A 26604-nucleotide genomic window follows, 5' to 3' on the forward strand; every position below is an offset into this window, starting at 1 on the left:
AGTCTCTCTCCGAAAAAGTCAGCCTTGCTTCCGCTGCTGTCGGGCGGCGCACGCGCGTGCGCGCCGGTATGGTTAAAGAACACTGAAATCAACACGTTGAAGAGTCTTTAAGTAAATTCACCGAACGTGCGTGCATGACGCGCGGAGTTCGTTTGTATCTCGTCGGCTCCATCGTCCTTGTTTCGCTTGCGGGTTGCGGACGCGGTTTTTTCCAGGCCGAACGCGAACCGTGGCGGGCCGAGGCCGAAGCCGCATGCCTGAAATCGGGCGCGGTGAAAGAGGGGCCGGATCTCGTCCGCATCGACCCGATCTCGGGCCCCGGCATGTGCGGCGCCGAGTTCCCGTTGAAAGTCGCCGCCATCGGTGAAGCCTCGGGCAGCTATGGCTTTGCCGACGAGGAACTGCGCCCGCCGGGGAGTGTCGGCGGCCAGCCGCGATGGCCGGTGACGCAGCCGCGATCGAACGCTCCGCGGAGCCAGAACTATCCGGCATCCTCCTATCCGCAGCGGTCGAACTATCCCGAGAGCGCGGTGCGCCAGCCCTCCGGCTATGGCAATTCGCCCGGCCCGATGTCGCTGAACGCGCCCGGCGTGGCACAGCAAGAGGACGAGATCGACCTGCCGCCCGAGGGCACCGATGCCGCGGGCGCCGCACGCTACATGAATGCGCCGAGCTATCCGGCGCGGCCGGCGCCGTACTCGCAGGCGCCCGCGCAGCAACCTTTGCCGCGTCTTGGTCCGGCGCAGGGCAATCCCGTCATCGCCGTCGGCCCCGTCGCGATCAAGCCGACCGCGACGCTCGCCTGCCCGATCGTGTCCGAGCTGGATCGCTGGCTCGCCGACACCGTGCAGCCATCGGCGATGCGCTGGTTCGGCGCCCGCGTCGTCGAGATCAAGCAGATCTCCGCCTATTCCTGCCGCGGCATGAACGGTAACTCGCACGCCCACATTTCCGAGCACGCCTTCGGCAACGCGCTCGACATCGCCGCCTTCGTGCTCGCCGACGGCCGCCGCGTCACCGTGAAGGATGGCTGGCGCGGCATGCCGGAAGAGCAGGGGTTCCTGCGCGACGTGCAGTCGGGCGCGTGCGCGCATTTCACCACGGTGCTCGCGCCGGGCTCGAACGTCTATCACTACGATCATATCCATGTGGATCTGATGCGCCGCGCCAGCCGCCGCCTGATCTGCCAGCCCGCCGCCGTCTCCGGCGACGAGGTCGCCGGCCGCGCCCAGCAGCGCAACCCTTACGCCGGTCGGCGTGATCCCTATGTCACGGGCTCGCTCGGAACGCGCAAGAGCGCGACGCGCAAGCAGGAAGAGGACGAGTACGCCGACGAGTAAGATGCCCGCCGATATCGTCCGCTATCTCACCCATCCGCAGGTGCAAATCGATCCCGCCGTGCCGGTGCCGCAATGGGGCCTCAGCCCGGTCGGTCGAACGCGCACCGAAGCGCTGGCGAATGCGGGCTGGCTCGCGAACACCACGCAGATCGTCTCGAGCGCCGAGCGCAAGGCGATCGAGACCGCGGAGATCATCGCGGGCCGCCTCGCAATCATGATCGAGATCCGCGAGGCCATGCATGAGAACGACCGTTCGGCGACCGGCTTCCTGAAGCCGGCCGAGTTCGAGGAGGTCGCCGACCGGTTTTTCGCGCAGCCATATCTCAGCGTCCGCGGTTGGGAGCGTGCCGTCGATGCGCAGGCACGCATCGTGCGCGAGACCGAGGCGGTGCTGGCCCGCAATCGCCCGGGCGATGTTCTCTTCGTCGGCCACGGTGCCGTCGGCACGCTGCTGTTCTGCCACTACGCCGGTCATGCCATCGATCGCGTTCACGATCAGGCGGCCGGCGGCGGCAACTGCTTCGCATTCACCCGGGACGGGCGCCGCGTCCTGCATGGGTGGCGCAAGATGGAAGAGATCGGGACCTAGCTCCAGGGTGCCTGACAATCACTGCGAGGCCGGCTTCGACGGTGCGGGGACCATCCCCATGCACCGCTGCACCTCGCCCGGAACGTTGTAGGTCCGCATGATATGGCGGCTGTCGCGCAAGCCGGTCGCCTCACGTTGCACCACGAGCATCCAGAGCGCCTGGCCGGCTTCCATCACCAGCTTGCGCCGCGCCGCTTGCATTGAGGCCGGCACTTCCGAGCGCGCGTGAGCGGCGTCGAATTCGCGCAGGCGCGCAAGACTCTGTTCGAGTGCACTGCCCATCCGTCCAAGCGCTGAGGCCTGTTCCTGGACGATCTCGTAATGGAGGATATCGACGGGCGGGCGAAGATCACGGGACATGGTGCTTAATATAATGCCGCGGCAGCGGCCAGCGCAACGCGTGGCCCGCCACTGCTACTTCGCGCGGTATGCCGCCAGAAACATCCGCGTCGCGCTGTCGACGACCTCGGTCATGCGCTCTTCCGACGGCGCGGGCGCGGCCTGGAAGACGAACGGCAGGAAGAGCGAGGCCTTGCACAGCTCCATGAACTGCGACGCCGCCAGATCGCAATCGTCGATCTTGAGGTCGCCGGAGGCGACATGGATTTTGAGATATTCGGAGAGCCGGTTGATGGTCTTGTCCAGCACGCGCAGATAATAGCGGCGGCCGACGTCGGGCATGCGCTCGGCGATCGCCATCACGGTGCGGATCGCCGAACCGCCGCCGGGCCGGCACAGCAGATGGATATAGGCCCGGCCAAAATCCTTCAGCGTGGTCTCGGCATCGCGCGCGGGATCGAAATTGAAAACGACCTGGCCGTGCTGGAGCGCTTCCTCCTCGAGAATGGATTCGAACAGCGCGCATTTGTCGGCGAAGTAGACGTAGAGCGTGCCCTTGGAGACCTGCGCCGCGCGCGCGATCTCGCCCATGCTGGCACCGTCGAAACCGAGATCCATGAACACCTTCCGGGCCCCGTCCAGGATCTGGCGGCGCTTGGAGCTGTCCTCCTCTTGGACGACGTGGAGATGTTCGCGGCCGGCTACAACCATTGGTTCAGCGTCTCGGAAGGTTTCTGGATCGGGCCCGACCCATGAAACCCAAATAAAGGATTCGGGCCAGTAGGGTCCCGCCCGGGAATATTATCTATGTTGACCGAACCGTTCGGTCAATGATATTTGGGATGGGCGAGAGGGAACCGGCCGCAGGACGGCCGTCCCTGGTCGCCGCTTTTTTGTTGGGGAGGCCTTTATGGCCGTATCGAGAGACCAGGCTGCGCGTGTCCTTCGCCAGGAAGCGGTGGAGACGACGCCGGGGCAGGCCGGCAGTGAAGCTGCGACCGAGAAATCCGTCGCCCTTGCCGAGCAGTTGCGCTCTCATGTGGCCGAGGAAACCAAGCGCCGCACCAATGAGGCGCCGGAGACGCCCGTGACCGACAAGCCGGCTGCACCCGCTGCCGCCGACGCGCCGAAGCCCGGCAAGCGCAAATTCGTCCTGATGGGTGTTGGCCTCGTGCTGGCGCTCGCGGCCGCGAGCTACGCCGGCTACTACACGCTGGTTGGCCGCTTCTACGTCGCCACCGACGACGCCTATGTCCGCGCCAACAACACCATGCTGGGCGCGCGCGTTGCCGGCCACATCTCTTCGATCCTCGCCGGCGACAATACGACCGTGCGCGCCGGCGACGTCGTCTTCCGCATCGATGACGGCGACTACAAGATCGCAGTCGATGCCGCCGCGACCAGGATCGCGACCCAGCAGGCCACCATCGATCGCATCGGCCGCCAGATTGCAGCGCTCGAGAGCCAGGTTGCACAGGCCAAGGCACAGCTCGTCTCGGCCGAGGCGGGCCTCAAGCGCGCCGATCTCGATTATGAGCGCCAGCAGGCGCTGAGCAGCAAGGGCTTTGCTTCGCGCGCCACGTTCGAAAGCTCGGAAGCCGGACGCGACCAGGGCGCCGCCGCGGTCAAGGCCGCGCAGGCCGCCTACGACGTCGCGGTCAGCAATGTCCACGTCACCAAGGCGCAGCAGGCCGAAGCGCAGGCGCAGCTCGCCGAGCTCAAGACCTCGCTCGCCAAGGCCGAGCGCGATCTCTCCTTCACCGCGGTGCGCGCGCCGGTCGACGGCACGTTCTCGAACCGCCTGGTCAGCGCCGGCGACTTCGTCGCGGTCGGCCAGCGCCTCGGCAACATCGTGCCGCTCGACGACGTCTATATCGATGCCAATTTCAAGGAAACGCAGCTCAAGCGCATCCGTCCCGGCCAGCCGGTGACAATCAAGGTCGATGCCTACGGCATGCGCAAGTTCTCCGGAATCGTCGACAGCATCGCAGCGGGCGCGGGCTCGGTGTTCACGCTGCTGCCACCTGACAACGCCACCGGCAACTTCACCAAGATCGTGCAGCGCGTGCCGGTCCGCATCCGCGTGCCGAAGTCGGTGGCGAAGCAGAACCTGCTCCGCGCCGGCATGTCGGTGTATGCGACCGTCGATACCAACAAGGGCGCGGCCGACGCCGACAGCGAGATCGATCTCGACGATCCCACCGCGATCCACCCGCAGTAGCCACAAATCGAGCGCTGCGAGGTCAGACCATGGCCAACGCCACCACCGCTTCACCCGCCATGATGGCGGACCCCGCTTCGGAGCGCATCGCGCCGAAGCGGCTGTTCGCCTTCATCATCATGGTGTTCGGGATGTTCATGTCGATCCTGGACATCCAGATCGTCTCGGCGTCCCTCAGTGAAATCCAGGCAGGCCTGTCGGCAAGCTCCAGCGAGGTCGCCTGGGTCCAGACCGCCTATCTGATCGCCGAGGTGATCGCGATCCCGCTGTCGGGCTTTTTGTCGCGCGCTTTCGGCACGCGGCTGCTGTTCGCGATCTCGGCCGCGGGCTTCACGGCCTCGAGCCTGCTCTGCGGCTTCGCCACCACGATCGAGGAGATGATCCTCTGGCGTGCCCTTCAGGGCTTTTTGGGCGCCGGCATGATCCCGACCGTGTTCGCCTCGGCCTACACCGTGTTCCCGCGCTCCAAATTCCACATCGTCGGTCCCATCATCGGGCTTGTTGCGACCCTGGCTCCCACGATCGGCCCGACGGTCGGCGGCTACATCACCGATCTGATGTCGTGGAACTGGCTGTTCTTCATCAACGTCGTGCCCGGCATCGGCATCACCCTGGGCGTGCTGGCGCTGGTCGATTTCGACGAGCCGCATTTCGAGCTGCTCGACCGCTTCGACTGGTGGGGCCTGCTCTTCATGGCCGGCTTCCTCGGCACGCTGGAATATGTGCTGGAGGAAGGTCCGCAACATGAGTGGATGCAGGACACGTCCGTCGCGATCTGCGCCTGGATCTGCGCGATCTCGGCGATCGCCTTCTTCTGGCGCGTCTTCACCGCGGCCGAACCGATCGTCAATTTGCGCACCTTCTCCAACCGCAATTTCGCGATCGGCTGCGTCCTGCAGTTCTGCATCGGCATCGGCCTCTACGGCCTGACCTACATCTATCCGCGCTATCTCGCCGAGGTGCGCGGCTACAGCGCCCTGATGATCGGCGAGACCATGTTCGTCTCCGGCATCACCATGTTCCTGGTCGCGCCGCTGGTCGGCCGTCTCATGGTGAAGGTCGACATGCGCTACATGATCGCGTTCGGCCTCGTCGTGTTCGCGATCGGCTCCTACCAGATGACCTGGATCACGCGCGACTACGATTTCTACGAGCTGCTGGTGCCGCAGATCCTGCGCGGCATCGGCATGATGTTCGCGATGGTGCCGACCAACAACATCGCGCTCGGAACGCTGGCACCCGACAGGGTGAAGAACGCCTCCGGCCTGTTCAACCTGATGCGCAATCTCGGCGGCGCGGTCGGCCTTGCCGTCATCAACACCGTGCTCAACAATCGCACCGACCTCCACATCACCCGCCTTCAGGAGCGGGTGACCTGGGGCAATGCGACCGCGACCGAAACCCTGACCATGTTCATGCAGAAATTCCAGGGGCTCGGCGATTCCACGCTGATGGCGATGAAGCAGCTCAGCCAGATCGTGCACCGCCAGGCCGTGGTGATGAGCTTTGGCGACGCCTTCTTCGCGCTGACGCTGTTTTATCTCGGCCTCAGCCTGCTGGTCACGCTGCTGAGCAAACCGGCCTCGATGACCGGTGGCGGCGACGCGCATTAGGCAAGCGGCTTACGAGGTGTCATCGCCCGCGAAGGCGGGCGATCCAGTACTCCGCGGCGGAAGTTGTGTGAGCTAACTATCGCCGCGGAGTACTGGATGCCCCGGTCAAGCCGGGGCATGACAGCGGAGATTGAGGCGGCGGCGATGCCGGACCAAGGCGCCACGCACCAAATTGCAACACCCGTCCGTGAATTCGCGGAAGCCCCGTTGCAAATCAGCCGTGACACATCTATAAAGCGCATCTCATTCAATCGAGCCAGGGAGAGATTTGCATGATTTCGTCGCACTCGCAGATCGTACGCCCGCGTTCGATGTTCTGGTTCGGTATGTCGGCGGCCTGTTAGAGGCCCCTTCCGCCAGATTCGATCGGGTCACGAGTCCCGATCTCTCTACTTCCCAAGTCAAAATCAGCTGTGAGTGATGCCGGTCAGGCCTCCGTGGCGGACTTGCGTCCGTCGATGGAGCCGGCCTGCACAGAAAGCGGCCGGATAATGTCATGACCTCTCTGTCAAAAAGGCCCGCGGCCATACGCGTGGTGCTGCCCTTCGTATTCCGGCACTGGCTGAAGCAGCCCGGACGCGGCCTGATCGTGGCCGGCGGCCTGCTGGGCGCAACCATCGCGGACCTGTTCATGCCGGTATTCTCCGGACATCTGGTCGATGCGCTGACGCGCGGCTCGTCCGATCCCGACGCGCGCCGCGCGGCGCTGGTTGCGTTCGGCGCCATCGTGGCGCTCGGTGCGGCGTCCGTGGTGCTGAGGTTGATCGGTCTCCAGGCAATCGTCCCGTTCACGCTCAAGATCATGTCGGATGTCGCCCAGGAGGCTTTCACGCGCGTGCAGCGCTTCTCGACCGACTGGCACGCCAACTCCTTTGCCGGCTCCACGGTGCGCAAGGTCACCCGCGGCATGTGGGCGCTCGACCTGCTCAACGACACCATCCTGATGGCGTTGGCGCCGTCTCTGCTGGTGTTGATCGGCTCCATGGTCCTGATCGGCCTGCACTGGACGTCGCTCGGCGCGGTGATCGCGGTGGGCGCGCTTTTCTACGTCGCCATCACTGTGCTGTTCTCGACGCGCTACATCGCGCCGGCCGCGCGCGTCTCCAACGCCTGGGACACCAAGGTCGGCGGTACGCTGGCGGACGCGCTGACCTGCAACGCCGTGGTGAAATCCTTCGGCGCCGAAGCGCGCGAGGATACGCGGCTCGCCCGCGTCATCAACCGCTGGCGCGTGCGCGTGCGGCGGACCTGGTTTCGCTACAACTACACGGCCATGGCGCAGCTCTCGCTGCTGCTATGCCTGCGTGCGTCCGTGATCGGCGGCGCGGTGCTGCTGTGGATGTCCGGGCACGCCTCGCCCGGCGACGTCACCTATGTGCTGACGAGCTATTACGTCATCCACGCCTATCTGCGCGACGTCGGCATGCACATCAACAACCTCCAGCGCTCGGTCAACGACATGGACGAATTGGTGGCGATCCATGGCGAGCCGATCGGGATCGCCGATGCGGCCAGTGCGCGGCCGATCGCGATCGAGGCCGGCGAGATCGTGTTCGACGACGTCACGTTCCATTATGGCGGCCACCGCGCGCCACTGTATGACGGACTGTCGGTCACGATCCGCGCCGGCGAGCGCGTCGGCCTGGTCGGCCGCTCCGGCTCCGGCAAGACGACCTTCGTCAAGCTGGTGCAGCGGCTCTACGACGTCTCCGGTGGCCGCGTGCTGATCGACGGGCAGGACATCGCGCACGCTACGCAGCAATCGCTGCGCAGCCAGATCGCGATCGTGCAGCAGGAACCGATCCTGTTCCACCGCACGCTTGCGGAGAACATCGCCTATGGCCGGCCCGGTGCCAGCCTGGAGGCGATCGAGCACGCGGCGCGGCTGGCGAATGCGCACGACTTTATCCTGCGCCTGCCGAAGGGCTACGGCACGCTGGTTGGCGAGCGCGGCGTGAAGCTCTCGGGCGGCGAGCGGCAGCGCGTGGCGCTGGCGCGCGCCTTCCTGGCGGACGCGCCGGTGCTGATCCTGGACGAGGCGACCTCGAGCCTCGATTCGGAATCGGAGGCGCTGATCCAGCAGGCGATGGAGCGGCTGATGAAGGGCCGGACCTCGATCGTGATCGCGCACCGGCTGTCGACGGTGCGCAGCCTCGACCGGATCCTGGTGTTCGACCGCGGCGAGATCGTCGAGCAAGGCACCCATGCCATGCTCGCGGGCAAGCCAGGGGGCATCTATCGCGGTCTGTTCGAGCGCCAGGTGGTGGAGCTCGGGCGCATCGCGGCGGCGGAATGAGAGGCGCGCGGCAGCGGGACGCAAGTCCCGCGGTCACGCCGTTAAGGATGGAATGAGATGAAGGACCTGACGCGCGGCTCCATCGTGAGCCACATTCTGAGCATGGCGCCTCCGATCGTGGTCGGCATGATCACGATCATGATCTGTCAGCTCGTCGATCTGTATTTCGTCTCGGGTCTGGGCGAGGCGGCGATCGCCGGCGTCGCGGCGGCCGGCAATGCGGGCTTTCTGGTCAATGCACTGATGCAGGTGCTTGGCGTCGGCACGGTGGCGCTGATGGCGCACGCCGTGGGGCGGAAGGACCGCGGCGACGCCAATCTGGTCTTCAACCAGTCGGTCGTCCTGTCGGTGCTGTTCGGGATCCTGACATTGGTCGCGGGCTTCGCGCTGTCGCGCCCCTACATGCGCGCGGTTGCGGCCGACGAAGCTACGGTCGAAGCCGGTACCGTTTATCTGCTCTGGTTCATGCCGGCGCTGGCGCTGCAATTCGCCACGCAAGTGATGGCGTCCGCATTGCGGGCGACCGGCATCGTGCGGCCGAGCATGCTGGTGCAGGCGCTGGCCGTGGTGATCAACATCGCGCTGGCGCCGGTGCTGATCACGGGCTGGGGCACCGGACATGCGCTCGGTGTCGCCGGTGCCGGCCTTGCCAGCTCGATCGCCGTCTTCGTCGGCGTGCTGATGCTGCTCGGCTATTTCCTCAAGCTGGAGCGCTACGTCGCGTTTCACCCCGAGCAATGGCGGCCGCAGCTGCGGCAGTGGAAGAGAATCCTCAATGTCGGCCTGCCCGCCGGCGGGGAATTTGCGATGATCTTCATCATCATGGCCGTGGGCTATTACGTGCTGAGCATTTTTGGCCCGGCGGCGCAGGCGGGGTTTGGCATCGGGACGCGTCTCCTCGGGCTGATCCAGATGCCGGCGCTCGCCATTGCCCTCGCTGCAGGGCCCATCGCCGGCCAGAATTTCGGCGCCGGCAATGGCGCACGTGTGCGGGAGACCTTTGTCAAGGCGTCGCTTATCGCGACCGCCGTGATGATTGTCTTCATGATCCTCGCGCAGTTCGCGCCCGGTCTGTTGCTTGCCGGCTTCTCCAGGGATCAGGAGACGATGGCGGTCGCGTCGCTGTTTCTGCGCCTCGTCTCGCTCAACATGGTGGCGCAGGGGCTGATCTTTACCTGCTCCAGCATGTTTCAGGGGCTTGGCAACACCAAGCCGGTGTTGTGGACCTCGGCGGCGCGGGTCCTCACCTATTCCCTGCCGTCGATCTGGCTCTCGACGTGGCCGGGCTTCCGGATGGAGCATGTCTGGTATTTGTCGATCGCGACGACCACGCTACAGGCCGCCCTGAGCGTGTGGCTGTTGCTCCGGGAGTTCAGAAAACGCCTTGCGCTGCCGGCACAGGAGAAGGTCGCGAAGCCAGCAAATTCCGAGCCGGTTGTGCCTCCGATGCGCGAGCCCGCGTAGCAGATCGAACGGACGCGCGCTTGTCGCCCACCCACGGCTCCGGCTAGTTTGCCGCGCCGTGGGTGGGCCGCGAATCTACTGGGGACAGGAATGACCGAAGTGTTGAACGAGCAGGGACGAGCGTCCTGGCTCTCCGCGATCTGGGCGGCGCGCTACCGCACACCGGCCCGCTTCGTTGCGCTGGTCGCGTTGCTGCTGCCCTGGAGCACCACCGGCGTGACTTTTGCGCTCGTGCCGTGGCTGATCGCCTTTGCTTTCATCGACCTTCGCGAGCTCCCGCGCTCGCTGCTGCGCCCGATCTGCCTGCTGCCGATCGCGCTGTTCGTGCTGGCACTCGTCGGCACGCTCTGGTCGGTTGCGCCCTGGGCCGAGCGGCTGCACGCGCTCGGGCCGCCGGCAAAACTGCTGGTGATCCCGCTGCTGATCTACCAGTTCGAGCGCTGGCCCTACGGCAAATGGGTTTTTGCGGCGTTCCTGGTCTCCTGCACGCTGCTCATGCTGTACTCCTTCACTGTCGCGATCGATCCCAGGCTCTCGCTAAAGCTCTATCTGTCGCGCGGGCCCTACCAGGTCGAGAGCGGGATTGCCGTGCGCAACTATATCGACCAGAGCCAGGAATTCGCGCTCTGTGCGATCGCGCTGGTGTACCCGATCGTGACGCTGGTCCAGCAGGGCCGCGTTCGGATCGCGGCGTTGTTCGCCGTATTGGCGCTCGGCTTCCTCGCCAACATGATGTTCGTCGTGGTCTCGCGCACGGCGCTGGTGACGCTGCCGGTCCTGCTCGTGGTGTTTGCACTGCTGCATCTACGCTGGCGGGCGGCGCTCGTCGCCGGCGCTGCGACGGCGTTGATCGCCGTAGCGCTCTGGGCCGTCTCGCCGCATCTGCGCGCGACCGTCGGCAAGTTCCAGAGCGATTATGAAAGGAGCCTGGAAGCCGAGAACAATTCGATCAGCGGCATGGGCTCGCGTCTCGAATACTGGCGGAAGTCCCTGAGGTTCATCGCCGACGCGCCGCTGATCGGGCACGGCACCGGCTCGATCCGCGGTCTGTTCGCCGGCGTGGCCGCCAATCCGCATGACGACCCGCTGCGCGGCGAGATCGTCAGCAACCCGCACAATCAGACCCTGAGCAATGCCGTGCAGTGGGGGATGGTCGGTGTGCTGGTCCTCTACGCGCTGTGGATCGCGCACCTTCTGATGTTTCGCGGCGAGGGACTGGCCTGCTGGATCGGCATGCTGGTCGTGGTGCAGAACATGCTGTCCTCACTGCTCAACACGCATCTGTTCGATTTCACCTCGGGCTGGATCTACGTGCTCGGTGTCGGCGTCGCCGGCGGCATGGCGCTCGCGGCGAAGAGGACGCGCACCTAAAGCGCGGCAATACTGTTCCAGACGAGGGTCAGGCCCGACAGGAACAACAGGCCGAGCACGACATCGCCAAAATGCTTGTCGTTCAGCGCGTGATAGACGCGGGCGCCGGCCCAGGCGCCGATCAGCGTGCCCGGGAAGGCGACCAGCGCGAGCCAGACCACCTTGAATTCGACGAGGCCCGACGCCGTCTGCAACACCAGCGCGGTCGCGAGCACGGTGAAATTGAAGAGCTGGAAGATGCCGCGCCGCTCGTGCTTGTTCCAGCCGCGGATATTGGCCCAGAGGATCGGAAGCGGCCCGGACAATCCGGCGAGGCCGCCGAGAATGCCGCCGGCAAAGCCGATCGCGCCGTCGGCGATGCGGCCACCGAACGTCACGGCGAGGGGCCTCTTGTTGAGATAGAGAGCGGCCGAAAAGATCAGGATCAGCACGCCGACGCTCAGCTTGAACACTTTTGGATCGGCGGAGGCGATCAGCATGGTGCCGAGCGGCACGCCGATCAGGCCCCCGATCAGGAACGGCCAGACCAGCGACAGGTCGAAACTCTTCCACATCGACGGCAGCGTCGAGGTCTGCGCGATCACCGAGCAGATCAGCACCAGGGGCACCGCGAGCGAGGGCGGCAGGACGTAGAGCCAGATGCCGAGCGCCATCAGCGCGGTCCCGAAGCCGGCCAGTCCCGAGACGAAGCCGCCGGCCAGCGCGCCGAACAGCAGCAGCGCATAAGTGAGCGTTTCCAACAGATTGTCCTTGTCGCAATGGGCGATCCCGAACTGTTGATCGCCAACGCCCGCATAGCACGGCTGCGGCCGTGCAGGTCAATTCCAAAACCGCACGCAAGCGTGATCCCCAACCGCGGGCATTCGCCAACGGCAGGCCTACATGATGACCATACTTCAATCCGGGGGCCTGCCCGACGCCATGATGCGCTCTCATTGGCCTTTCCCCGAACGAGATGATGGAGAACGACCATGACCCGCACGAAGATTGCCGTTGCAGCCGCGCTGCTGTCTGCGGCGGCCCTGATGCCGACGATGGCGCAGGCGCAGTTCTCCGAACCTGCGGCCTATCAGGCCGCCCATCCCGACCGCGATGTGCTGAACGGCGGCCAGCTCACGCCTGCGGCGCGCCAGGCTCGTGGCGAGACAGTGGCACCGAGCGAGGCCTATGCGGCTTATCCGTCAAGTGTGACGCCGGTCGTTCGCCCGCGCCACCGCCGTCACCACCAATAATAAGAAGAGTCTAGACGATCTGGCTTGTGTCGGCCGGCCTGTGCAGCGCGCCGACCAGGATGCGCAGCGCTTCCGTCAGCTCCGATCGATTGCGCGCGGCGCCGAGCGAGACGCGCGCGGCATGCGGCGGTGTTCCGTCCACGGTGAAGGCATCGCCGGCGACGACTGCAAGTCCATTCCGCAACAGATGCGCGGCGACGTCGGGACGGCCGTCCGGCAGCCGCAGCCAGAGATGATGGGCGGCGGGCTTGGCCAGGAACTGAATGCCTTTCAGCGCGCGCTGCGCAATCTGCTGGCGGCCGATCGCCTCGTTGCGGATGGCGGCGATGATGCGATCGGCGATGCCGTTCTCGATCCAATGCGTCACCAGCGCGACCATCAGCGGCGCCGGCATCTGCACGGTGGCCTGCAAGCCGGCACGCATGTCGCGCTGCGCGGCGTTGTCGGGCGCCACGAGATAGGCGACGCGCAGCGCCGGCGCGATGCATTTCGACAGCGTGGTTGCGAGATAGGTCCGCTCCGGAATGAGGTTTGCGATCGGCGATGCCGAACGGTCGAGCAGCCCGTAGGCATCGTCCTCGATCAGAATCGTATCGGCATCGCTGATGATCTTGGCGATGGCGTTGCGCCGGTCGGCGGAAAGCGTCGCGGTGGTCGGATTGTGCAGTGTCGGAATGAGATAGACGGCCTTGGGCCTGTACGTGCGGCACGCCTTCGCCAGCGCATCGGGCAGGATGCCGCCGTCATCCATGGAGACACCGACGAGCTTGACGCCGAGCCGCGCCGCGGCGGCCTTGATGCCGGGGAAGGTGAGCGCTTCCGTCAGCACGACGTCGCCGGGCCGCGCGAGCAGGTTGAACAGGATCGTCTGCGTGCCGGGAAAGATCACGAGCCTGTCGGCGCGCGCGTGCGGAACCCGTGCACGCATCCAGCGGGCCGCGACCTCGCGCTCATGCGCGCTGCCGCCGGGCGGCTGATAGTTGAGATGCGCCGTCAGGCCCGATTGCGCGCGGATGGCTTCCATCCCGGCAATGATCCGCTCGTCGAGTTGCGCTTCCAGCGGATGCGGCGGCACGTTCATCGAGAGGTCGATCGCGACCGGGTGCGGCATGTCGACCGCGCGGCGCGCGCTGGTCTCGGATACGAATGAGCCTTGTCCGACCCGGGCTTCCATGATGCCGCGGCGCCGCGCCTCGGTGTAGGCACGCGTCACCGTGGTGAGGTCAATGCCGAGGGCCTTCGCCAGCGCGCGCTGCGTCGGCAGCTGCTGGCCGCGCACCAGCCGGCCTGCGGCGATGTCGGCCTCCATGGCCTCGACGATGCGCTGGTAGCGCGGCCCGCTCAGCTCCGAGATTGTAGGGGTCCAATCCATGCAATTCAGGCCCATATCCTTTGAATGTATGGATACAAGATATTATTGTATGGATCAGCGAAAAGGAAGAGATGCTGTCATGGCAACCGGTTCAGTCTCTCTCACGAAGGCGATGTGGCGCGGCTTCTTGGGCAAGTGCCCGAACTGCGGCGAAGGACACATGTTCGGCCGTTTCCTGAAGGTCGCGGACAGCTGCGACCATTGCGGCGAGGAGCTGTTTCACCAGCGCGCCGATGACTTCCCGGCCTATCTGGTGATGGTCGTAGTCGGCCATCTCGTGGTGCCGGCGATCCTCGCGGTCGAGACGGCTTACGCGCCGGCGGTCTGGCTGCAATTGGCCGTGTGGTTGCCGGTGACGCTGTTCGCTTCGCTCGCGCTGCTGCAACCGACCAAGGGCGCCATCGTCGGCCTGCAATGGCAGATCGGCATGCATGGTTTTGAGGCGGGCAAGCTGAGGCGGGAGGCCGTCGCGCCCGTCCTCGTGAAGGCGAACACCCGCGCGGCCTGAGAGGCCGCAGCGTTTACATCGCGCGCGCGGCCGCTACACTCCATCGTACAAACAAGAACGATGGAAACGCCGATGGCCGCACGCGCGAAGACTTTTCTGCTCTGTCATGGCGCATGGTCCGGCGGATGGGCCTGGAAGAAGATGCATCCGCTGATGGCGCAGGCCGGCCACCGCCTGGTGGCGCCGACCTACACCGGGCTTGGCGAGCGTGCGCATCTGGCCAGTCCCGCGATCGATCTGGATACGCACATCCAGGACATCCTCAACGTCATCAAGTTCGAGGACCTCGACGACATCGTGCTGCTCGGCCACAGCTATGGCGGCATGGTCGCGACCGGTGTTGCCGACCGCGCGCGCGAGCGCGTCACGCAACTGATCTATCTCGATGCCTTCGTGCCGGGTGACGGCCAGTCGCTGTTCGATCTCAATGAGGGCGGGCGCGAGCCGATGCGCAAGGCGGCTGCCGCGGGTGATGGTTATCGCATCCCGCCGAATCCGCCGCCGCCGGATACGCCGCAGGCCGATCTCGACTGGCTCAATGCGCGACGCATCAACATGCCGATCAAATGTTTCGAGACGAGGCTCAAGCTCGAACACGGCGAGCCGGCGATGCCGCGCAGCTACATCTATTGCAGGCGCATTCCGCCGGGCGACGTATTCGGGCAGTTCGCGAAGCGCACGAAGAACGAGGAGGGCTGGCGCTATTTCGAGCTCGATGCGAGTCATGCGCCGAACGTGACGGCGCCCGAGGCTTTGATGCAGACGCTGAAGGAGATCGTGGCGTAGGGCAGCGGCCAAAATGGTGAGGGGCTCGATGCGGTCAGCATCGAACCCCTCGTTGCAAGATATCAGCCGGCCTGTAAGCCGGGTTCTGTAAGGCACCGTCCGCTTGCGCGAACGATACGTGACGGCCATTCCTCTGGGACCATGTTTGCACATGGCCTCGAGCAACCTACCCGGACGGCGGGCCTGACATCGCCCCGCGGCGTTATCGCTTGCGCGAACAGCCCGCTACGCCGTCCCTATTCGGTTTTGCTCCCGGTGGGGTTTACCATGCCGGCTCCGTTGCCGGAGCCGCGGTGCGCTCTTACCGCACCTTTTCACCCTTACCTGCCTACGCAGCTTGCGCTGCTACGGCACGGCAGGCCCGAGGGCTTGCCGCGCCAGAGCCCCGAAGGGGCGTCGGCGGGCGGTTCGTTCTCTGTGGCACTTTCCCTGGGGTTGCCCCCGCCGGACGTTATCCGGCACCGTATGTCAAGGGAGCCCGGACTTTCCTCCCCGGCGGCCTTTCGGCACCTGCCGGAGCGGCCGTCCGGCCGACTGACCGGCTACGCATGGGGCATTTGTGACGGTTCCGTCAAGCAGAGATCGCCGCGCACGCCGGCTGCGAATAATTTATCCTGAACATGTCGTTGGTCGTGGGCCCGGTTCGACTGGATGCCGGCAATCCAGCCGAGCAACAGGAGTTAAGCGATGCAGTATTTGCTGCTGATCTACCGGAACGAAGCTCAACAGAGCAAGATGGACCCCGCAGATTACCAGAAGCTGTTGGCGGAGTATTCCGCCTACACCCAGTCCATCGTCCAGAGCGGCAACTTCAAGGCCGGCGACGGGCTCCAGCCGACCTCGACTGCGACCACCGTTCGCGTTCGCGACGGCAAGGTACTCGCGACCGATGGTCCGTTCGCCGAGACCCGCGAGCAACTCGGCGGCTATTATCTCGTCGAGGCGAGAGACCTCGACGCAGCGATCGCGATGGCCGCGCGGATTCCCGGAGCCAGGGACGGCTCGATCGAAGTCAGGCCCGTGATGATCTACAAATGATCTCGTCCCCTGATATCGAATAATTATCCCGAGGATGTCGTTTGATGTTGGCCCCGTTCGACTGGATGTCGGCAATCAGGCCGAACAACAGGAGTAAGCCATGCAGTACCTACTGCTGATCTACCGGAACGAAGCGAAAATGATCAACATGTCCCCCGCGGACCGTCAGGCGCTGTCGGCGGAGTACGGCACTTACACGCAGTCCATCGTCCAGAGCGGCCATTTCAAGGCCGGCGACGGGCTTCAGCCGACCACGACGGCGACCACCGTGCGCGTGCGCGAGGGCAAGACCCTGACGACCGACGGTCCCTTCGCGGAGACTCGCGAGCAGCTCGCCGGCTACTATCTGGTCGAGGCCAAGGATCTGGACACCGCCGTCGGACTGGCTGCTCGGATTCCCGAGGCCAAAGAGGGATCCATCGAAGTCAGGCCGGTCATGATCTACAAGTGATCTGTCCTGCCGACATCGCTCGGATTTTTCGCGACGAGGCGGGGCGGGTGCTTGCCACGCTGATCCGCCTCGTCGGCGATTTCGATCTCGCCGAGGACGCGCTCCAGGATGCCTTCGCGGTCGCGCTGGAGCGCTGGTCGGCGGGCGAGGTGCCCGATAATCCGCGCGCCTGGCTGGTCAATGTCGGTCGCAACAAGGCGATCGATCGCATCCGGCGGCAGGCCGTGTTCCGCGGCAAGCAGCGGGCGCTCGTGCATGAGCTCGAGTTCAACGCGCAGGCGCCCGACGAGCCGCCAGCAACGCTCGATGACGATATGCTGCGGCTGATCTTCACGTGCTGCCATCCAGCCTTCGCCATCGAGGTCCAGGTCGCGCTGACGCTGCGCACCGTCTGCGGGCTGTCCATGGCGCAGGTCGCGCGCGCCTTTCTCGTCGGCGAGGATGCGATGGCGCAGCGCCTCGTCCGCGCCAAGCAGAAGATCAGGCTCGCCGGCATTCCTTATGAAGTGCCCGAGCACGCCGCGCTTGCGCCGCGGCTCAACGGCGTGCTCGCCGTGATCTATCTCGTCTTCACCGAAGGCTATGTTGCGACCTCGGGCGCGGATTTGATGCGGCCCGATCTCGCGGTCGAAGCGATCAGGCTCGGCCGGTTGCTCGACCGGCTGATGCCGGATCGCGCCGGGATCAAAGGCCTGCTCGCCTTGATGTTACTGCACGATGCGCGCCGTGCCGGGCGCGAGACCACAGCCGGCGACGTCGTTCTGCTGGAAGAGCAGGATCGTTCGCTCTGGAATTGCGTGCAGATCGAGGAAGGTCTGCGTCTCGTGGACGACGCGCTCCGCGTGCCTGGCCGCCCGCAGCCCTATGCTGTGCAGGCCGCGATCGCCGCGCTGCATGCCCGTGCGCCGAGCTACGAGCAGACCGACTGGCCGCAGATCGCCGGACTCTATGAGGTGCTGCTGCGCATCAGTCCGTCGCCGGTGATCGAGCTTAACCACGCCGCCGCAGTCTCGATGGTCGACGGCCCGGCGCGCGCGCTCGATCTCGTCGATGCGACCGCCGCGCGCGGCGGGCTTCGTGGCTACGAGCTGTTGCCGGCGGTGCGTGCCGATCTGCTGCGGCGGCTCGGCCGCAAGGACGAGGCGCGCGAGGCGTATCGCGCGGCGACGGAGGCGACGCAACTGGAGCCGTTGCGGCGGCTCTATGCGCGACGGATGCGGGAGATGGAGTAGCTGCTACATACTCCGTCATTGCGAGGAGCGTAGCGACGAAGCAATCCAGACTCTTTCCACGGAGGCAGTCTGGATTGCTTCGCTGCGCTCGCAATGACGAAGTGTGTGGCTCGCGCCGTTACTTCGCCGCGACAGCCGTTGCATCCGCCGGCAGGCTCGCGAGCAACGCCTGCAATGTCGACAGCGTCGAGTGATCCGCGACACCATCGAGCCGCGCCGGGCGGAAATGGCGCTGGAAGGCGGTGACGACTTCCATCGTCGCGGCATCGTATTTGCCGGTCAGCGGCACGCCGTAGCCGTATCGGGCGAGCGCCTGCTGCAGGCTCAGCACCTCGTCGCTGATGGTGCCGAGCATCAGGCTCTCGCCGCGCACGACCGGCGCGGGCGTCACCCAGTGTCCGACGCCGGAATTGGCCAGCGAATGCCACGGAAATTTCTCGCCGGGATCCTTCTTGCGCGCCGGCGCGACGTCGGAATGGCCGAGCACCCGGTGCGCGGCGACGTTGCGGCGAAGCATGATGCCGCGGCACAACGTGATCACGGCGGCGATCTGGCGCGACGGATATTCCGGATAGCCCCAGTCATGGCCGCGATTGATGATCTCGATGCCGATCGAGCAGGAGTTGATGTCGTCCTCGCCGGCCCAGGACGAGACGCCCGCGTGCCAGGCGCGCTTGGCCTCGGGCACGCATTGCACGATGCGGCCGTCCTCCAGCACGACGTAATGCGCCGACACTTCGGTGCCCGCCGTGCACAGCCGCGCCAACGCGCCCTCGACGTCGGGCATGCCGGTGTAGTGCAGCAGGATCATATCCGGCTGCCGTCCCTTGTTGCGGTCGCCATGGTTCGGCGAAGGGATGATGTCGGAGACGATCGAGGAATCCGGCTCGAACGTCCGCGTGTTCGCCGCGGCCTTGGGAACCGGGAGAACGCGTTGACGTTTCGAATCAGATCCAGACGGCGTGGAAGGACCGGACGACATAGACAGCTCAAGTCGGACAGAGAGTGGGCCAAGCCCTTCTCTTTACTATTCCTTTACCCTCCGCCGCGCGCAATCGCGCGGCGCGGTTAATGGATGCATTTTGGCGCATGTGTGTGGATGGAGCATCACCGACGCGTCACCTTTTCGACTTGTAACAAGCCGATCAACGCTTTCTTAACGCTAAGGGCCGTTACTGAGGATTGAAGAGCCGACCCGCGTCCGGAGGCGGCCAAAGCGTATTTTGGCTCGAAATCCCATGGCTGCCCGACAAATTCCACTGGGAACACTGGGTTTGCGGCCCGGGATGACCGGGCTCGGTAACCATGCTGGACGAAGGTTGGGTCGTGGAACCGCCGCGACGCGGAATTATTCGAGGCGTAATGGACTCGCTCGTCCCAGATCTCGCATGGACGCTCTGCGGGTGTGGCGCATGAGCTCGGTTCCGCACATCCCCGTTCTTGGCCGTGAGGCGGTCGATCATCTCGCGCCGCGCGCGGGCGGGATCTATGTCGACGCCACCTTCGGCGCCGGCGGCTACAGCCGCGCCATCCTCGACGTGCCGGGAACCCGGCTGATTGCGATCGATCGCGACCGCACGGCGATCGCCGGCGGGGCCGAGCTCGTCGAACGCTCCGCGGGCCGGCTGACGCTGGTCGAGGACCGCTTCTCCAATCTCGCCGAGGTCTGTGCGGGGCAAGGCGTCGATGCCGTCGACGGCGTCGTGATGGATGTCGGGGTCTCCTCGATGCAGCTCGACCAGGCCGGCCGCGGCTTCTCCTTCCGTCTCGACGGTCCGCTCGACATGCGGATGGGGCAGGCGGGGCCGACGGCGGCCGACATCGTCGCGCGCGCCTCGGAAAGCGATCTCGCCGACATCATCTATCTCTTTGGTGAGGAGCGGCAGTCGCGCCGCATCGCCCGCGCCATCGTCGCCGACCGGCAGGAGACGCCGTTCACGACAACGCGCGCGCTCGCCGATCTCGTCGGCAGGGTCGTGCGCTCGAAACCCGGCGATATTCATCCGGCGACGCGAACGTTCCAGGCCCTGCGCATCTTCGTCAATGAAGAGCTCGAGGAACTCCAGTCCGCGCTCGCTGCGGCCGAGCGCGTGCTCAAGCCGGACGGCCGCCTCGTGGTGGTCTCGTTCCATTCGCTGGAAGACCGCATCGTCAAAAATTTCCTCGCCGAGCGTTCGAAGACCGGCGGCGGCTCGCGGCATCTGCCGGAAGTCGCGCAAGTCCCGCCGAGCTTCCAGCTGCTGACCCGGCGGCCGGTGATCGCGGGTGAGGAGGAAGTCGCGCATAATCCGCGCGCGCGTTCCGCAAAGCTGCGCGCCGCTGAACGTACCGATGCGCCCGCGCACGACGACGGCGAGCCCTCGTCCTGGCCAAAGCTCTCCGACGTGATGAGGGGCGGCTAGCGCATGCGCTTCATCCACCTCCTCGTCATCGGCGCGCTGATCTTCGCGGCGGCCTACGTCTACCGGATCAAGATGGACTCCACGGCGCGCACCGAAAAGGTGCTGCGGCTGCATGCGGAGATCCGCGAGCAGCGCGATGCGATCGCGGCGCTGCGCTCCGAATGGGCCAAGCTCGATGCGCCCTTGCGCCTGCAGGGCCTGTCCGACCGGCATCTGCCGCTCAAGCCGGTCAACGGTACGCAATATGACTCGCTGAAGAACCTGCCGGAGCGTCCGCCGCGGATGTTCAGGCCGGGCGAGCCGGATCCGATCGGGGCCATGCTCAACACCATCGAAGCCGCGAGCGATCCGGATACGGTGACGGGCTCCGTGCCTCAACCCGAGGACAAGCAATGAGCGCTGTGACCCCGGCCAAGCCAACTCAAAAGCCGCCCGAGCCCTGGCGGCAGCGGCTGATCCGCAGCCTGCTCTACGGGCGCAACGTTGACCGCGCCGCGAAGGCGCGCGCGCGCGTTGGCCTCGCGATGATCGCCTTTACCTCGGTCTACGTCCTGATCGGCGGCCGGCTCGTGATGTTCGCGATCGGTGCCGACGCCCACAGCGCGCGCCGTGCTGCCGCGCAAGAGGTGGTCGCGACCGCGCGGCCCGACATCGTCGACCGCAACGGCGCGATCCTCGCGACCGACGTCAAGGCCGCGAGCCTGTTCGGCGAGCCGCGCCGCATCATCGACAAGGACGAGGCGATCGAGCTTCTCACCGCCACCGTGCCCGACCTCGACGAGGCCGAGGTGCGCGAGCGCTTGTCGGCGCGAAAGGGTTTTGTCTGGCTCAAGCGCGAGATCACGCCGAAGCAGCAGCAGGACATCCACAAGCTCGGCATTCCCGGCATCGGCTTCCTGCGCGAGAACAAGCGCGTCTATCCGACCGGCAACGAGGTCGCCCACCTCATCGGTCTCGTCAACATCGACAACCAGGGCATCGCCGGCATGGAGAAGTGGCTCGACAATCAAGGGCTCGCCGATCTCCACCGCGCAGGCTTTGCCACCGACCGGCTGCAAAAGCCGATCGAGCTGTCGGTCGATCTGCGCGTCGAGCACGCGCTGCGCGACGAGCTCTTGAAGGCCAAGGAGAAGTACCACACCAAGGCCGCCTCCGGCATCGTCTCGAATGTCAAGACCGGCGAGATCGTGGCGATGGTCTCGCTTCCGGATTTCGATCCCAACAATCCGAAGGAAGCGCACGACCCCGACCGCATCAACCGCCTGACCACGGGCGTCTACGAGATGGGCTCGACCTTCAAGGCGTTCACGCTGGCGATGGCGCTCGATTCCGGAAAGATCAATTTGAACTCGTCGTGGGATGCGCGCGGAAACCTGCACTACGGCAAGTTCACCATCCACGACAGTCATTCGCTCGGACGTTTCATCAACACCAAGGAAGTGTTCTATTACTCCTCCAACATCGGCGCTGCGCGGATCGCGCTCGGCCAGGGCGTCGAGGCGCACAAGGCGTTCCTTGCCAAGATGGGCCAGTTGACGCGGCTGCGCACCGAGCTGCCCGAGAGCGCGGCTCCGCTGGTGCCGCGCCGCTGGAGTGAGCTGAACACCGTCACCATCGCGTTCGGCCAGGGTCTGTCGGTGGCGCCACTCCAGGCGGTGATGGGTATCAACGCGCTGATGAACGGTGGCTATTTGATTCCGCCGACCTTCATGAAGCGAAGCGAATCCGAAGCGGCGGCGATGGCCAAGCGCGTGATCAAGCAAGAGACCAGCGATAAGATGCGGTATCTGATGCGGCTCAATGCTGAGGTCGGGTCGGCGAAACAGGCAGACGTCAAGGGCTATTATGTCGGCGGCAAGACCGGCACGTCCGAGAAAGTCATCAATGGCCGCTACGCCAAGAAGCGGGTGCTCAACTCCTTCACGGCGATCATGCCCTCCGACAATCCAAAATATCAGATCCTGATCATGCTGGACGAGCCGCAGGCGCTGCCCGAAACGCATGGTTTCATCACCTCGGGCTGGAACGCAGTGCCGACGGGCGGCAAGGTGATCGAGCGGATCGCGCCGCTTCTGGGCATCGAGCCACGGTTTGACCTGCCGCCGTCCGACCGCCTTATTCTTGCAGCATCCAGGACAACCCAGTAATCAACGGGGGTGGGCCGTCGCCGCTGCTGAGTCGGGGCTTTTCCGAAGATCCGGCTTTCCGGACGGCATGTCGACTGGAAGACCATGAAGCTGCGCGACCTCCTAGGTCAGGACATTCCAGGCAATGATGCCGCAATCGAGCCCGCTGTCGCGGCGCTCGATGTGACCGGCGTTGCGCTCGACAGCCGTGTGGTCAAGCCCGGCGATCTCTTCTTCGCCCTCGCGGGCAGCAAGACCGACGGCGCGCGCTTCGTCGATGCCGCGATTGCAGCAGGCGCGGTGGCGATCGTCGGCGACCATGCACCTGATGGCAGCAAGGTGCCGTTCGTCACGGTGGCCAATCCGCGCCGCGCGCTGGCGTTGGCCGCGGCCAAATTCTTCCCCGCGCAGCCCGCGACCATCGCGGCGGTGACCGGCACCAGCGGCAAGACCTCGGTCGCCGCGTTCACGCGCCAGATCTGGGAGCGGCTGGGGCATGCCTCCGCCAGCATCGGCACCATCGGTCTCGTCTCGCCCAAGCGCACCGTCTACGGTTCGCTGACGACGCCGGATCCGATCGCGCTGCACCGGCAGCTCGATGAGATCGCGCGCGAAGGCGTGACGCATCTCGCCTTCGAGGCGTCCTCGCACGGACTCGACCAGTACCGCCTCGACGGCGTGCGTGTCTCCGCCGGCGGCTTCACCAATCTCTCGCGCGACCACATGGATTACCATCCAACCGTCGCGCATTATCTCGCAGCAAAACTCCGCCTGTTCCGCGAATTGGTCCCGGCGGATGGGGCGGCGGTGATCTCCGCCGATCATGATTGCTCGGCGGAAGCAATCAATGCTGCCCGGTCGCACGGCCTGCGCGTGATGGCGGTCGGCCGCAACGGCGACGGGGCAGGCGAGGGCATTCGTCTCGCCGCGGCCGAGGTCGAAGGTTTTTCGCAAGTCCTTGCCGTCGAACATCGCGGCAAGCGTTATGCGGTCCGGCTGCCGCTGGCCGGCGAATTCCAGATCGAGAACGCACTGGTGTCGGCCGGTCTGGCGATCGGCACCGGCAGCGATCCGGCCAACGTGTTTGCGAGCCTCGAACATCTCGAAGGCGCCAAGGGTCGGCTCGAGCGCGTCGGCGAGCGCAACGGTGCGCCGATCTTCGTCGACTACGCCCACAAGCCCGACGCGTTGGAGAAGGCGTTGCAGGCTTTGCGGCCTTACGCAAAACGCCGGCTGGTCGTCGTGTTCGGCGCCGGCGGCGACCGCGATGCCGGCAAGCGCCCGATCATGGGCGAGATCGCGGCCGAGAACGCCGACCGCGTCATCATCACCGACGACAATCCGCGCAGCGAGAAGCCGGAAGCCATTCGCGCTGAAATCCTCGCGACTGCAATAGGTGCCCGCGAAATCGGCGACCGTGCCGCGGCGATCCGCACCGCGATCGAGGAGTTGGAAGACGGCGATGCGCTGCTCGTCGCCGGCAAGGGCCACGAGACCGGACAGATCGTCGGCGGCGAGGTGCTGCCCTTCAGTGATCACGAGGCGGTCGCCGCCGCATTAGCGTCGAGGGATGCATGAGCGCGCCAATATGGACGGTTGCCGAAGTGGCGCGTGCGCTGGGCGCTGCGGGATCATTTCCGGACACGCCGATCGACTTCGTCACCCAGGACAGCCGCCTGGTGAAGCCGGGCTGCCTGTTCGTCGCGCTCAGCGGTACGCCGAGCGGCGGCTTTATCTCGGCCTTCGCCAGCGCGCGCGACGGCTGGGAGTTCGCCGACAAGGCGGAAGCATCGGGCGCGGTCGCGATGATCGTGCCGCACGAGATCGCCGGCATCCGCATTCCCCAGATCGTCGTCAAGGACACGCTGATCGATGGTCTCTGGGGCCTCGCACGCGCCGCACGCGCCCGTTTCAACGGACCGGTGATCGGACTCACCGGCAGCGCGGGCAAGACCAGCACCAAGGAATTCCTTGCAGCCTACCCCGGCGCCTATGCCAGCCCATCGAGCTTCAACAATTTCTGGGGCGTGCCGCTGACGCTGTGCAACGCCAGGCCCGACGCCAGCCTCTGGGTCGTCGAGATGGGCATGAACCAGACCGGCGAGATCGCGCGGCTCAGCGAGCTGACGCGGCCGACCGTCGCGCTCGTCGTCAACGTTCAGCCGGTGCATCTGGAAAAGCTCGGCTCGCTCGAAGCCATCAGGCGCGAGAAGGTGTCGATCGCGCTCGGCCTGCCCGAGGATGGCGTGCTGGTGCTGCCTGCCGGGATCAAGGCGCCGGACTGGAAGGGCAAGGTGGTACGGTTCGGCGAGAAAGCCGAGGTGCACGAGGTCGCGCACGCGCCGCATGGCGAGAGCTGGCAGGTCGTTGCCGCGCTCGGCAAGAAGGAGATCGCCTTCAGCCTGACGCCGGGCGCACCGCACCGCGTGCAGAATGCGCTCGCGGCGCTCGCTTCGATCCGCGCCGCGAACCTCGATGCGGCGACGCTCGCGATCAAGCTCGACCGGGTCGGCATCATGACCGGCCGCGGCGTCGAGCAGGCGATCGGCAGCGTCACCGTGATCGACGACAGTTTCAACGGCAATCCGGCCAGCGTGGCTGCTGCACTGCAAAGCCTCCAGGCGCGCAACGTGACCGGCGGCCGCCGCATCGCGGTGCTCGGCGACATGCTGGAACTGGGCGATGACGCACCAAGCTACCACACGGCCCTCGCTAAGCATCTCGACGGCATCGACGGCGTCTACTGCGTCGGTCCCTTGATGCGCCATCTCTACGACGTGTTGCCGGCGGGCAAGGGCCTGGGCTGGCACGACGACCCCGCCACGCTGAAGCCGGGCGAGGTCGCAAATCTGCTGAGGGCAGGCGATGTCGTGGTTGTCAAGGGCAGCAAGAAGATGTTCTGGGTCAACAAGTTTGTGCCGGGCCTAGTGGCCGCCTTGCAGGCAAAGGCGTAAACTGCTTGGAAGGCGCAGTTCCCGAATCCCACCCTTTGCGGCGCGAAGCCGTCCGTTTTCCCAGAGGTCGCCCGACCCCATGAAGAAGACCCGCGAATGCGCGTGAGGCAAGTCAAGGCCAACACCAGGGCCGCGTGCAAAGGCGCCATAGGACCGTCTGAATGTTTTACTGGCTGATCGAGCTCTCCAACACATTTCCCGGCTTCGGTGCCGTTCGCACCTTCCTGAACGTCTTCCGCTACATCACCTTCCGCACCGGCGGCGCCGTCGTCACCGGCGCGCTGTTCGTGTTCCTGTTCGGGCCCTGGATCATCGACCATCTGCGCATCCGTCAGGGCAAGGGCCAGCCGATCCGGACCGACGGCCCGCAATCGCATCTCGCCAAGAAAGGCACGCCCACCATGGGCGGGCTGATGATCCTGTCCGGCCTCACGGTCGGCACCGTGCTGTGGGCCAATCCGCTCAACCCCTATGTCTGGATCGTGCTGGCGGTGACGCTCGGCTTCGGCTTCGTCGGCTTCTATGACGATTACCTCAAGGTGACCAAGCAGACCACGACGGGCTTCGGCAGCAAGCTGCGCCTGCTGATCGAGGCCGCCATCGCGCTGGTCGCCTGCTATGCGCTGGTGCGATTGAACCGCGATCCCGCGTCGACCGCGCTGACGATTCCCTTCCTCAAGGACACCGTGCTGCATTTCGGCTGGTTCTTCGTCGTGTTCGGCGCCTTCGTCATCGTCGGCGCCGGCAATGCGGTGAACCTCACCGACGGTCTCGACGGCCTCGCCATCGTGCCCGTGATGATCGCGACCGCGAGCTTTGCGATGATCGCCTATCTCGCCGGCAACGCGGTGTTCGCCGACTATCTCCAGATCAAATATGTCGCGGGAACCGGCGAACTCGCGGTGCTCTGCGGCGCGCTGCTGGGCGCCGGTCTCGGGTTCCTCTGGTTCAACGCGCCGCCGGCCTCGATCTTCATGGGCGACACCGGCTCGCTCGCGCTCGGCGGCATGCTCGGCGCAATCGCGGTCGCGGTGAAGCACGAGATCGTGCTCGCGGTGATCGGCGGCCTGTTCGTGCTGGAAGCGGTTTCCGTCATCGTGCAGGTGGTGTCGTTCAAGCTCACCGGCAAACGCATCTTCCGGATGGCGCCGATCCATCACCATTTCGAGCAGCTCGGCTGGACTGAGCCGCAGATCGTGATCCGGTTCTGGATCATCTCGGTGATGCTGGCGCTCGCCGGTCTCTCGACGCTGAAGCTGCGGTGATCGAT

Annotated in this window: 24 protein-coding genes and 1 other RNA gene; 19 read left to right on the forward strand and 6 right to left on the reverse strand. The window is 65.6% G+C overall.

The features are described from left to right. The first annotated feature begins 134 nt into the window (after window positions 1-134). Window positions 135-1340, forward strand: a complete 1206-nt coding sequence (locus IVB46_RS18540) for an extensin family protein (protein ID WP_247304123.1) — start codon at window positions 135-137, stop codon at window positions 1338-1340. Between the two features lies 1 nt (window position 1341). Then, window positions 1342-1929: a histidine phosphatase family protein gene (locus IVB46_RS18545; protein WP_247304114.1), complete on the forward strand. Its 588-nt coding sequence runs from the start codon at window positions 1342-1344 to the stop codon at window positions 1927-1929. A gap of 18 nt (window positions 1930-1947) precedes the next feature. Here IVB46_RS18545 and IVB46_RS18550 read toward each other — a convergent pair whose 3' ends face one another. Then, window positions 1948-2289 (reverse strand): DUF6665 family protein, encoded by a 342-nt coding sequence (locus IVB46_RS18550; RefSeq protein ID WP_247304112.1) that lies wholly within the window; start codon window positions 2287-2289, stop codon window positions 1948-1950. 54 nt (window positions 2290-2343) lie between these two features. Continuing rightward, complete coding sequence (locus tag IVB46_RS18555; RefSeq protein WP_247304111.1) at window positions 2344-2979, reverse strand: TetR/AcrR family transcriptional regulator; 636 nt, start codon at window positions 2977-2979, stop codon at window positions 2344-2346. A gap of 199 nt (window positions 2980-3178) precedes the next feature. Between IVB46_RS18555 and IVB46_RS18560 the strand changes: the two genes are divergently transcribed. The 5 genes from IVB46_RS18560 to IVB46_RS18580 all read left to right on the forward strand — a co-directional run bounded on the left by IVB46_RS18560 (window position 3179) and on the right by IVB46_RS18580 (window position 11233). Then, window positions 3179-4489 (forward strand): HlyD family secretion protein, encoded by a 1311-nt coding sequence (locus tag IVB46_RS18560; RefSeq protein ID WP_247304109.1) that lies wholly within the window; start codon window positions 3179-3181, stop codon window positions 4487-4489. 29 nt (window positions 4490-4518) lie between these two features. Beyond that, window positions 4519-6102 (forward strand): DHA2 family efflux MFS transporter permease subunit, encoded by a 1584-nt coding sequence (locus IVB46_RS18565; RefSeq protein ID WP_247304107.1) that lies wholly within the window; start codon window positions 4519-4521, stop codon window positions 6100-6102. A gap of 496 nt (window positions 6103-6598) precedes the next feature. Next, the gene (locus IVB46_RS18570) at window positions 6599-8398 is read left to right on the forward strand and encodes an ABC transporter ATP-binding protein (protein WP_247304105.1); all 1800 of its coding nucleotides are present in this window, start codon (window positions 6599-6601) and stop codon (window positions 8396-8398) included. Window positions 8399-8455: 57 nt separating this feature from the next. After that, on the forward strand, window positions 8456-9862 hold the full coding sequence (locus IVB46_RS18575; protein ID WP_247304103.1) for an MATE family efflux transporter: 1407 nt from the start codon (window positions 8456-8458) through the stop codon (window positions 9860-9862). A gap of 90 nt (window positions 9863-9952) precedes the next feature. Next, window positions 9953-11233, forward strand: a complete 1281-nt coding sequence (locus tag IVB46_RS18580) for an O-antigen ligase family protein (RefSeq protein WP_247304101.1) — start codon at window positions 9953-9955, stop codon at window positions 11231-11233. Here the strand turns inward: IVB46_RS18580 and IVB46_RS18585 are convergent. Then, window positions 11230-11973, reverse strand: coding sequence for a sulfite exporter TauE/SafE family protein (locus IVB46_RS18585; RefSeq protein ID WP_247304099.1), 744 nt, complete (start codon window positions 11971-11973; stop codon window positions 11230-11232). The two genes, IVB46_RS18580 and IVB46_RS18585, sit on opposite strands and share 4 nt — an antisense overlap. Window positions 11974-12204: 231 nt before the next feature. On the opposite strand from IVB46_RS18585, the gene IVB46_RS18590 reads away from it, so the two are divergent. Next, window positions 12205-12465, forward strand: coding sequence for a hypothetical protein (locus tag IVB46_RS18590; protein ID WP_247304097.1), 261 nt, complete (start codon window positions 12205-12207; stop codon window positions 12463-12465). 10 nt (window positions 12466-12475) lie between these two features. Here the strand turns inward: IVB46_RS18590 and IVB46_RS18595 are convergent, their stop codons facing one another. Then, complete coding sequence (locus IVB46_RS18595; RefSeq protein ID WP_247304095.1) at window positions 12476-13837, reverse strand: PLP-dependent aminotransferase family protein; 1362 nt, start codon at window positions 13835-13837, stop codon at window positions 12476-12478. A 49-nt stretch (window positions 13838-13886) separates the two neighbouring features. Between IVB46_RS18595 and IVB46_RS18600 the strand changes: the two genes are divergently transcribed. After that, window positions 13887-14345, forward strand: coding sequence for a DUF983 domain-containing protein (locus tag IVB46_RS18600; protein WP_256468612.1), 459 nt, complete (start codon window positions 13887-13889; stop codon window positions 14343-14345). Between the two features lie 72 nt (window positions 14346-14417). Further along, entirely contained in the window at window positions 14418-15131 is a 714-nt protein-coding gene (locus tag IVB46_RS18605) for an alpha/beta hydrolase (protein ID WP_247304093.1), read from the forward strand. 58 nt (window positions 15132-15189) lie between these two features. On the opposite strand, the gene rnpB is transcribed toward IVB46_RS18605, so the two are convergent. Then, an RNA gene (gene rnpB / locus IVB46_RS18610) (RNase P RNA component class A) lies at window positions 15190-15669 on the reverse strand. Window positions 15670-15818: 149 nt separating this feature from the next. Here rnpB and IVB46_RS18615 point away from each other — a divergent pair. From IVB46_RS18615 to IVB46_RS18625, 3 genes are all read left to right on the forward strand, one after another. Next, the gene (locus tag IVB46_RS18615; RefSeq protein WP_063981532.1) at window positions 15819-16169 is read left to right on the forward strand and encodes a YciI family protein; all 351 of its coding nucleotides are present in this window, start codon (window positions 15819-15821) and stop codon (window positions 16167-16169) included. A 100-nt stretch (window positions 16170-16269) separates the two neighbouring features. Then, window positions 16270-16620 (forward strand): YciI family protein, encoded by a 351-nt coding sequence (locus IVB46_RS18620; RefSeq protein ID WP_063981533.1) that lies wholly within the window; start codon window positions 16270-16272, stop codon window positions 16618-16620. Further along, the gene (locus IVB46_RS18625) at window positions 16620-17852 is read left to right on the forward strand and encodes an RNA polymerase sigma factor (RefSeq protein ID WP_247304792.1); all 1233 of its coding nucleotides are present in this window, start codon (window positions 16620-16622) and stop codon (window positions 17850-17852) included. The genes IVB46_RS18620 and IVB46_RS18625 overlap by 1 nt, the downstream gene beginning before the upstream one ends. 118 nt (window positions 17853-17970) lie before the next feature. Here the strand turns inward: IVB46_RS18625 and IVB46_RS18630 are convergent, their stop codons facing one another. Beyond that, on the reverse strand, window positions 17971-18834 hold the full coding sequence (locus IVB46_RS18630; RefSeq protein ID WP_175618141.1) for an N-acetylmuramoyl-L-alanine amidase: 864 nt from the start codon (window positions 18832-18834) through the stop codon (window positions 17971-17973). 430 nt (window positions 18835-19264) lie between these two features. Here IVB46_RS18630 and rsmH point away from each other — a divergent pair, with 430 nt between their 5' ends. The 6 genes from rsmH (at window position 19265) to mraY (ending at window position 26599) form a co-directional block, all read left to right on the forward strand. Beyond that, on the forward strand, window positions 19265-20254 hold the full coding sequence (gene rsmH, locus IVB46_RS18635) for a 16S rRNA (cytosine(1402)-N(4))-methyltransferase RsmH (protein WP_247304083.1): 990 nt from the start codon (window positions 19265-19267) through the stop codon (window positions 20252-20254). Window positions 20255-20257: 3 nt separating this feature from the next. Continuing rightward, the gene (locus IVB46_RS18640; RefSeq protein WP_014492951.1) at window positions 20258-20650 is read left to right on the forward strand and encodes a hypothetical protein; all 393 of its coding nucleotides are present in this window, start codon (window positions 20258-20260) and stop codon (window positions 20648-20650) included. Next, on the forward strand, window positions 20647-22401 hold the full coding sequence (locus tag IVB46_RS18645) for a penicillin-binding protein 2 (protein WP_247304081.1): 1755 nt from the start codon (window positions 20647-20649) through the stop codon (window positions 22399-22401). Before IVB46_RS18640 ends, IVB46_RS18645 begins: the two co-directional genes overlap by 4 nt. An 84-nt stretch (window positions 22402-22485) precedes the next feature. After that, entirely contained in the window at window positions 22486-23958 is a 1473-nt protein-coding gene (locus tag IVB46_RS18650; RefSeq protein WP_247304079.1) for a UDP-N-acetylmuramoyl-L-alanyl-D-glutamate--2,6-diaminopimelate ligase, read from the forward strand. Next, the gene (gene murF / locus IVB46_RS18655) at window positions 23955-25334 is read left to right on the forward strand and encodes a UDP-N-acetylmuramoyl-tripeptide--D-alanyl-D-alanine ligase (RefSeq protein ID WP_247304077.1); all 1380 of its coding nucleotides are present in this window, start codon (window positions 23955-23957) and stop codon (window positions 25332-25334) included. The genes IVB46_RS18650 and murF overlap by 4 nt, the downstream gene beginning before the upstream one ends. Before the next feature lie 161 nt (window positions 25335-25495). Continuing rightward, complete coding sequence (gene mraY / locus IVB46_RS18660) at window positions 25496-26599, forward strand: phospho-N-acetylmuramoyl-pentapeptide-transferase (protein WP_014492955.1); 1104 nt, start codon at window positions 25496-25498, stop codon at window positions 26597-26599. Window positions 26600-26604 lie beyond the last annotated feature (5 nt).

This window comes from Bradyrhizobium sp. 61 (genome assembly GCF_023073075.1).
Classification (GTDB): Bacteria; Pseudomonadota; Alphaproteobacteria; order Rhizobiales; family Xanthobacteraceae; genus Bradyrhizobium; species Bradyrhizobium barranii.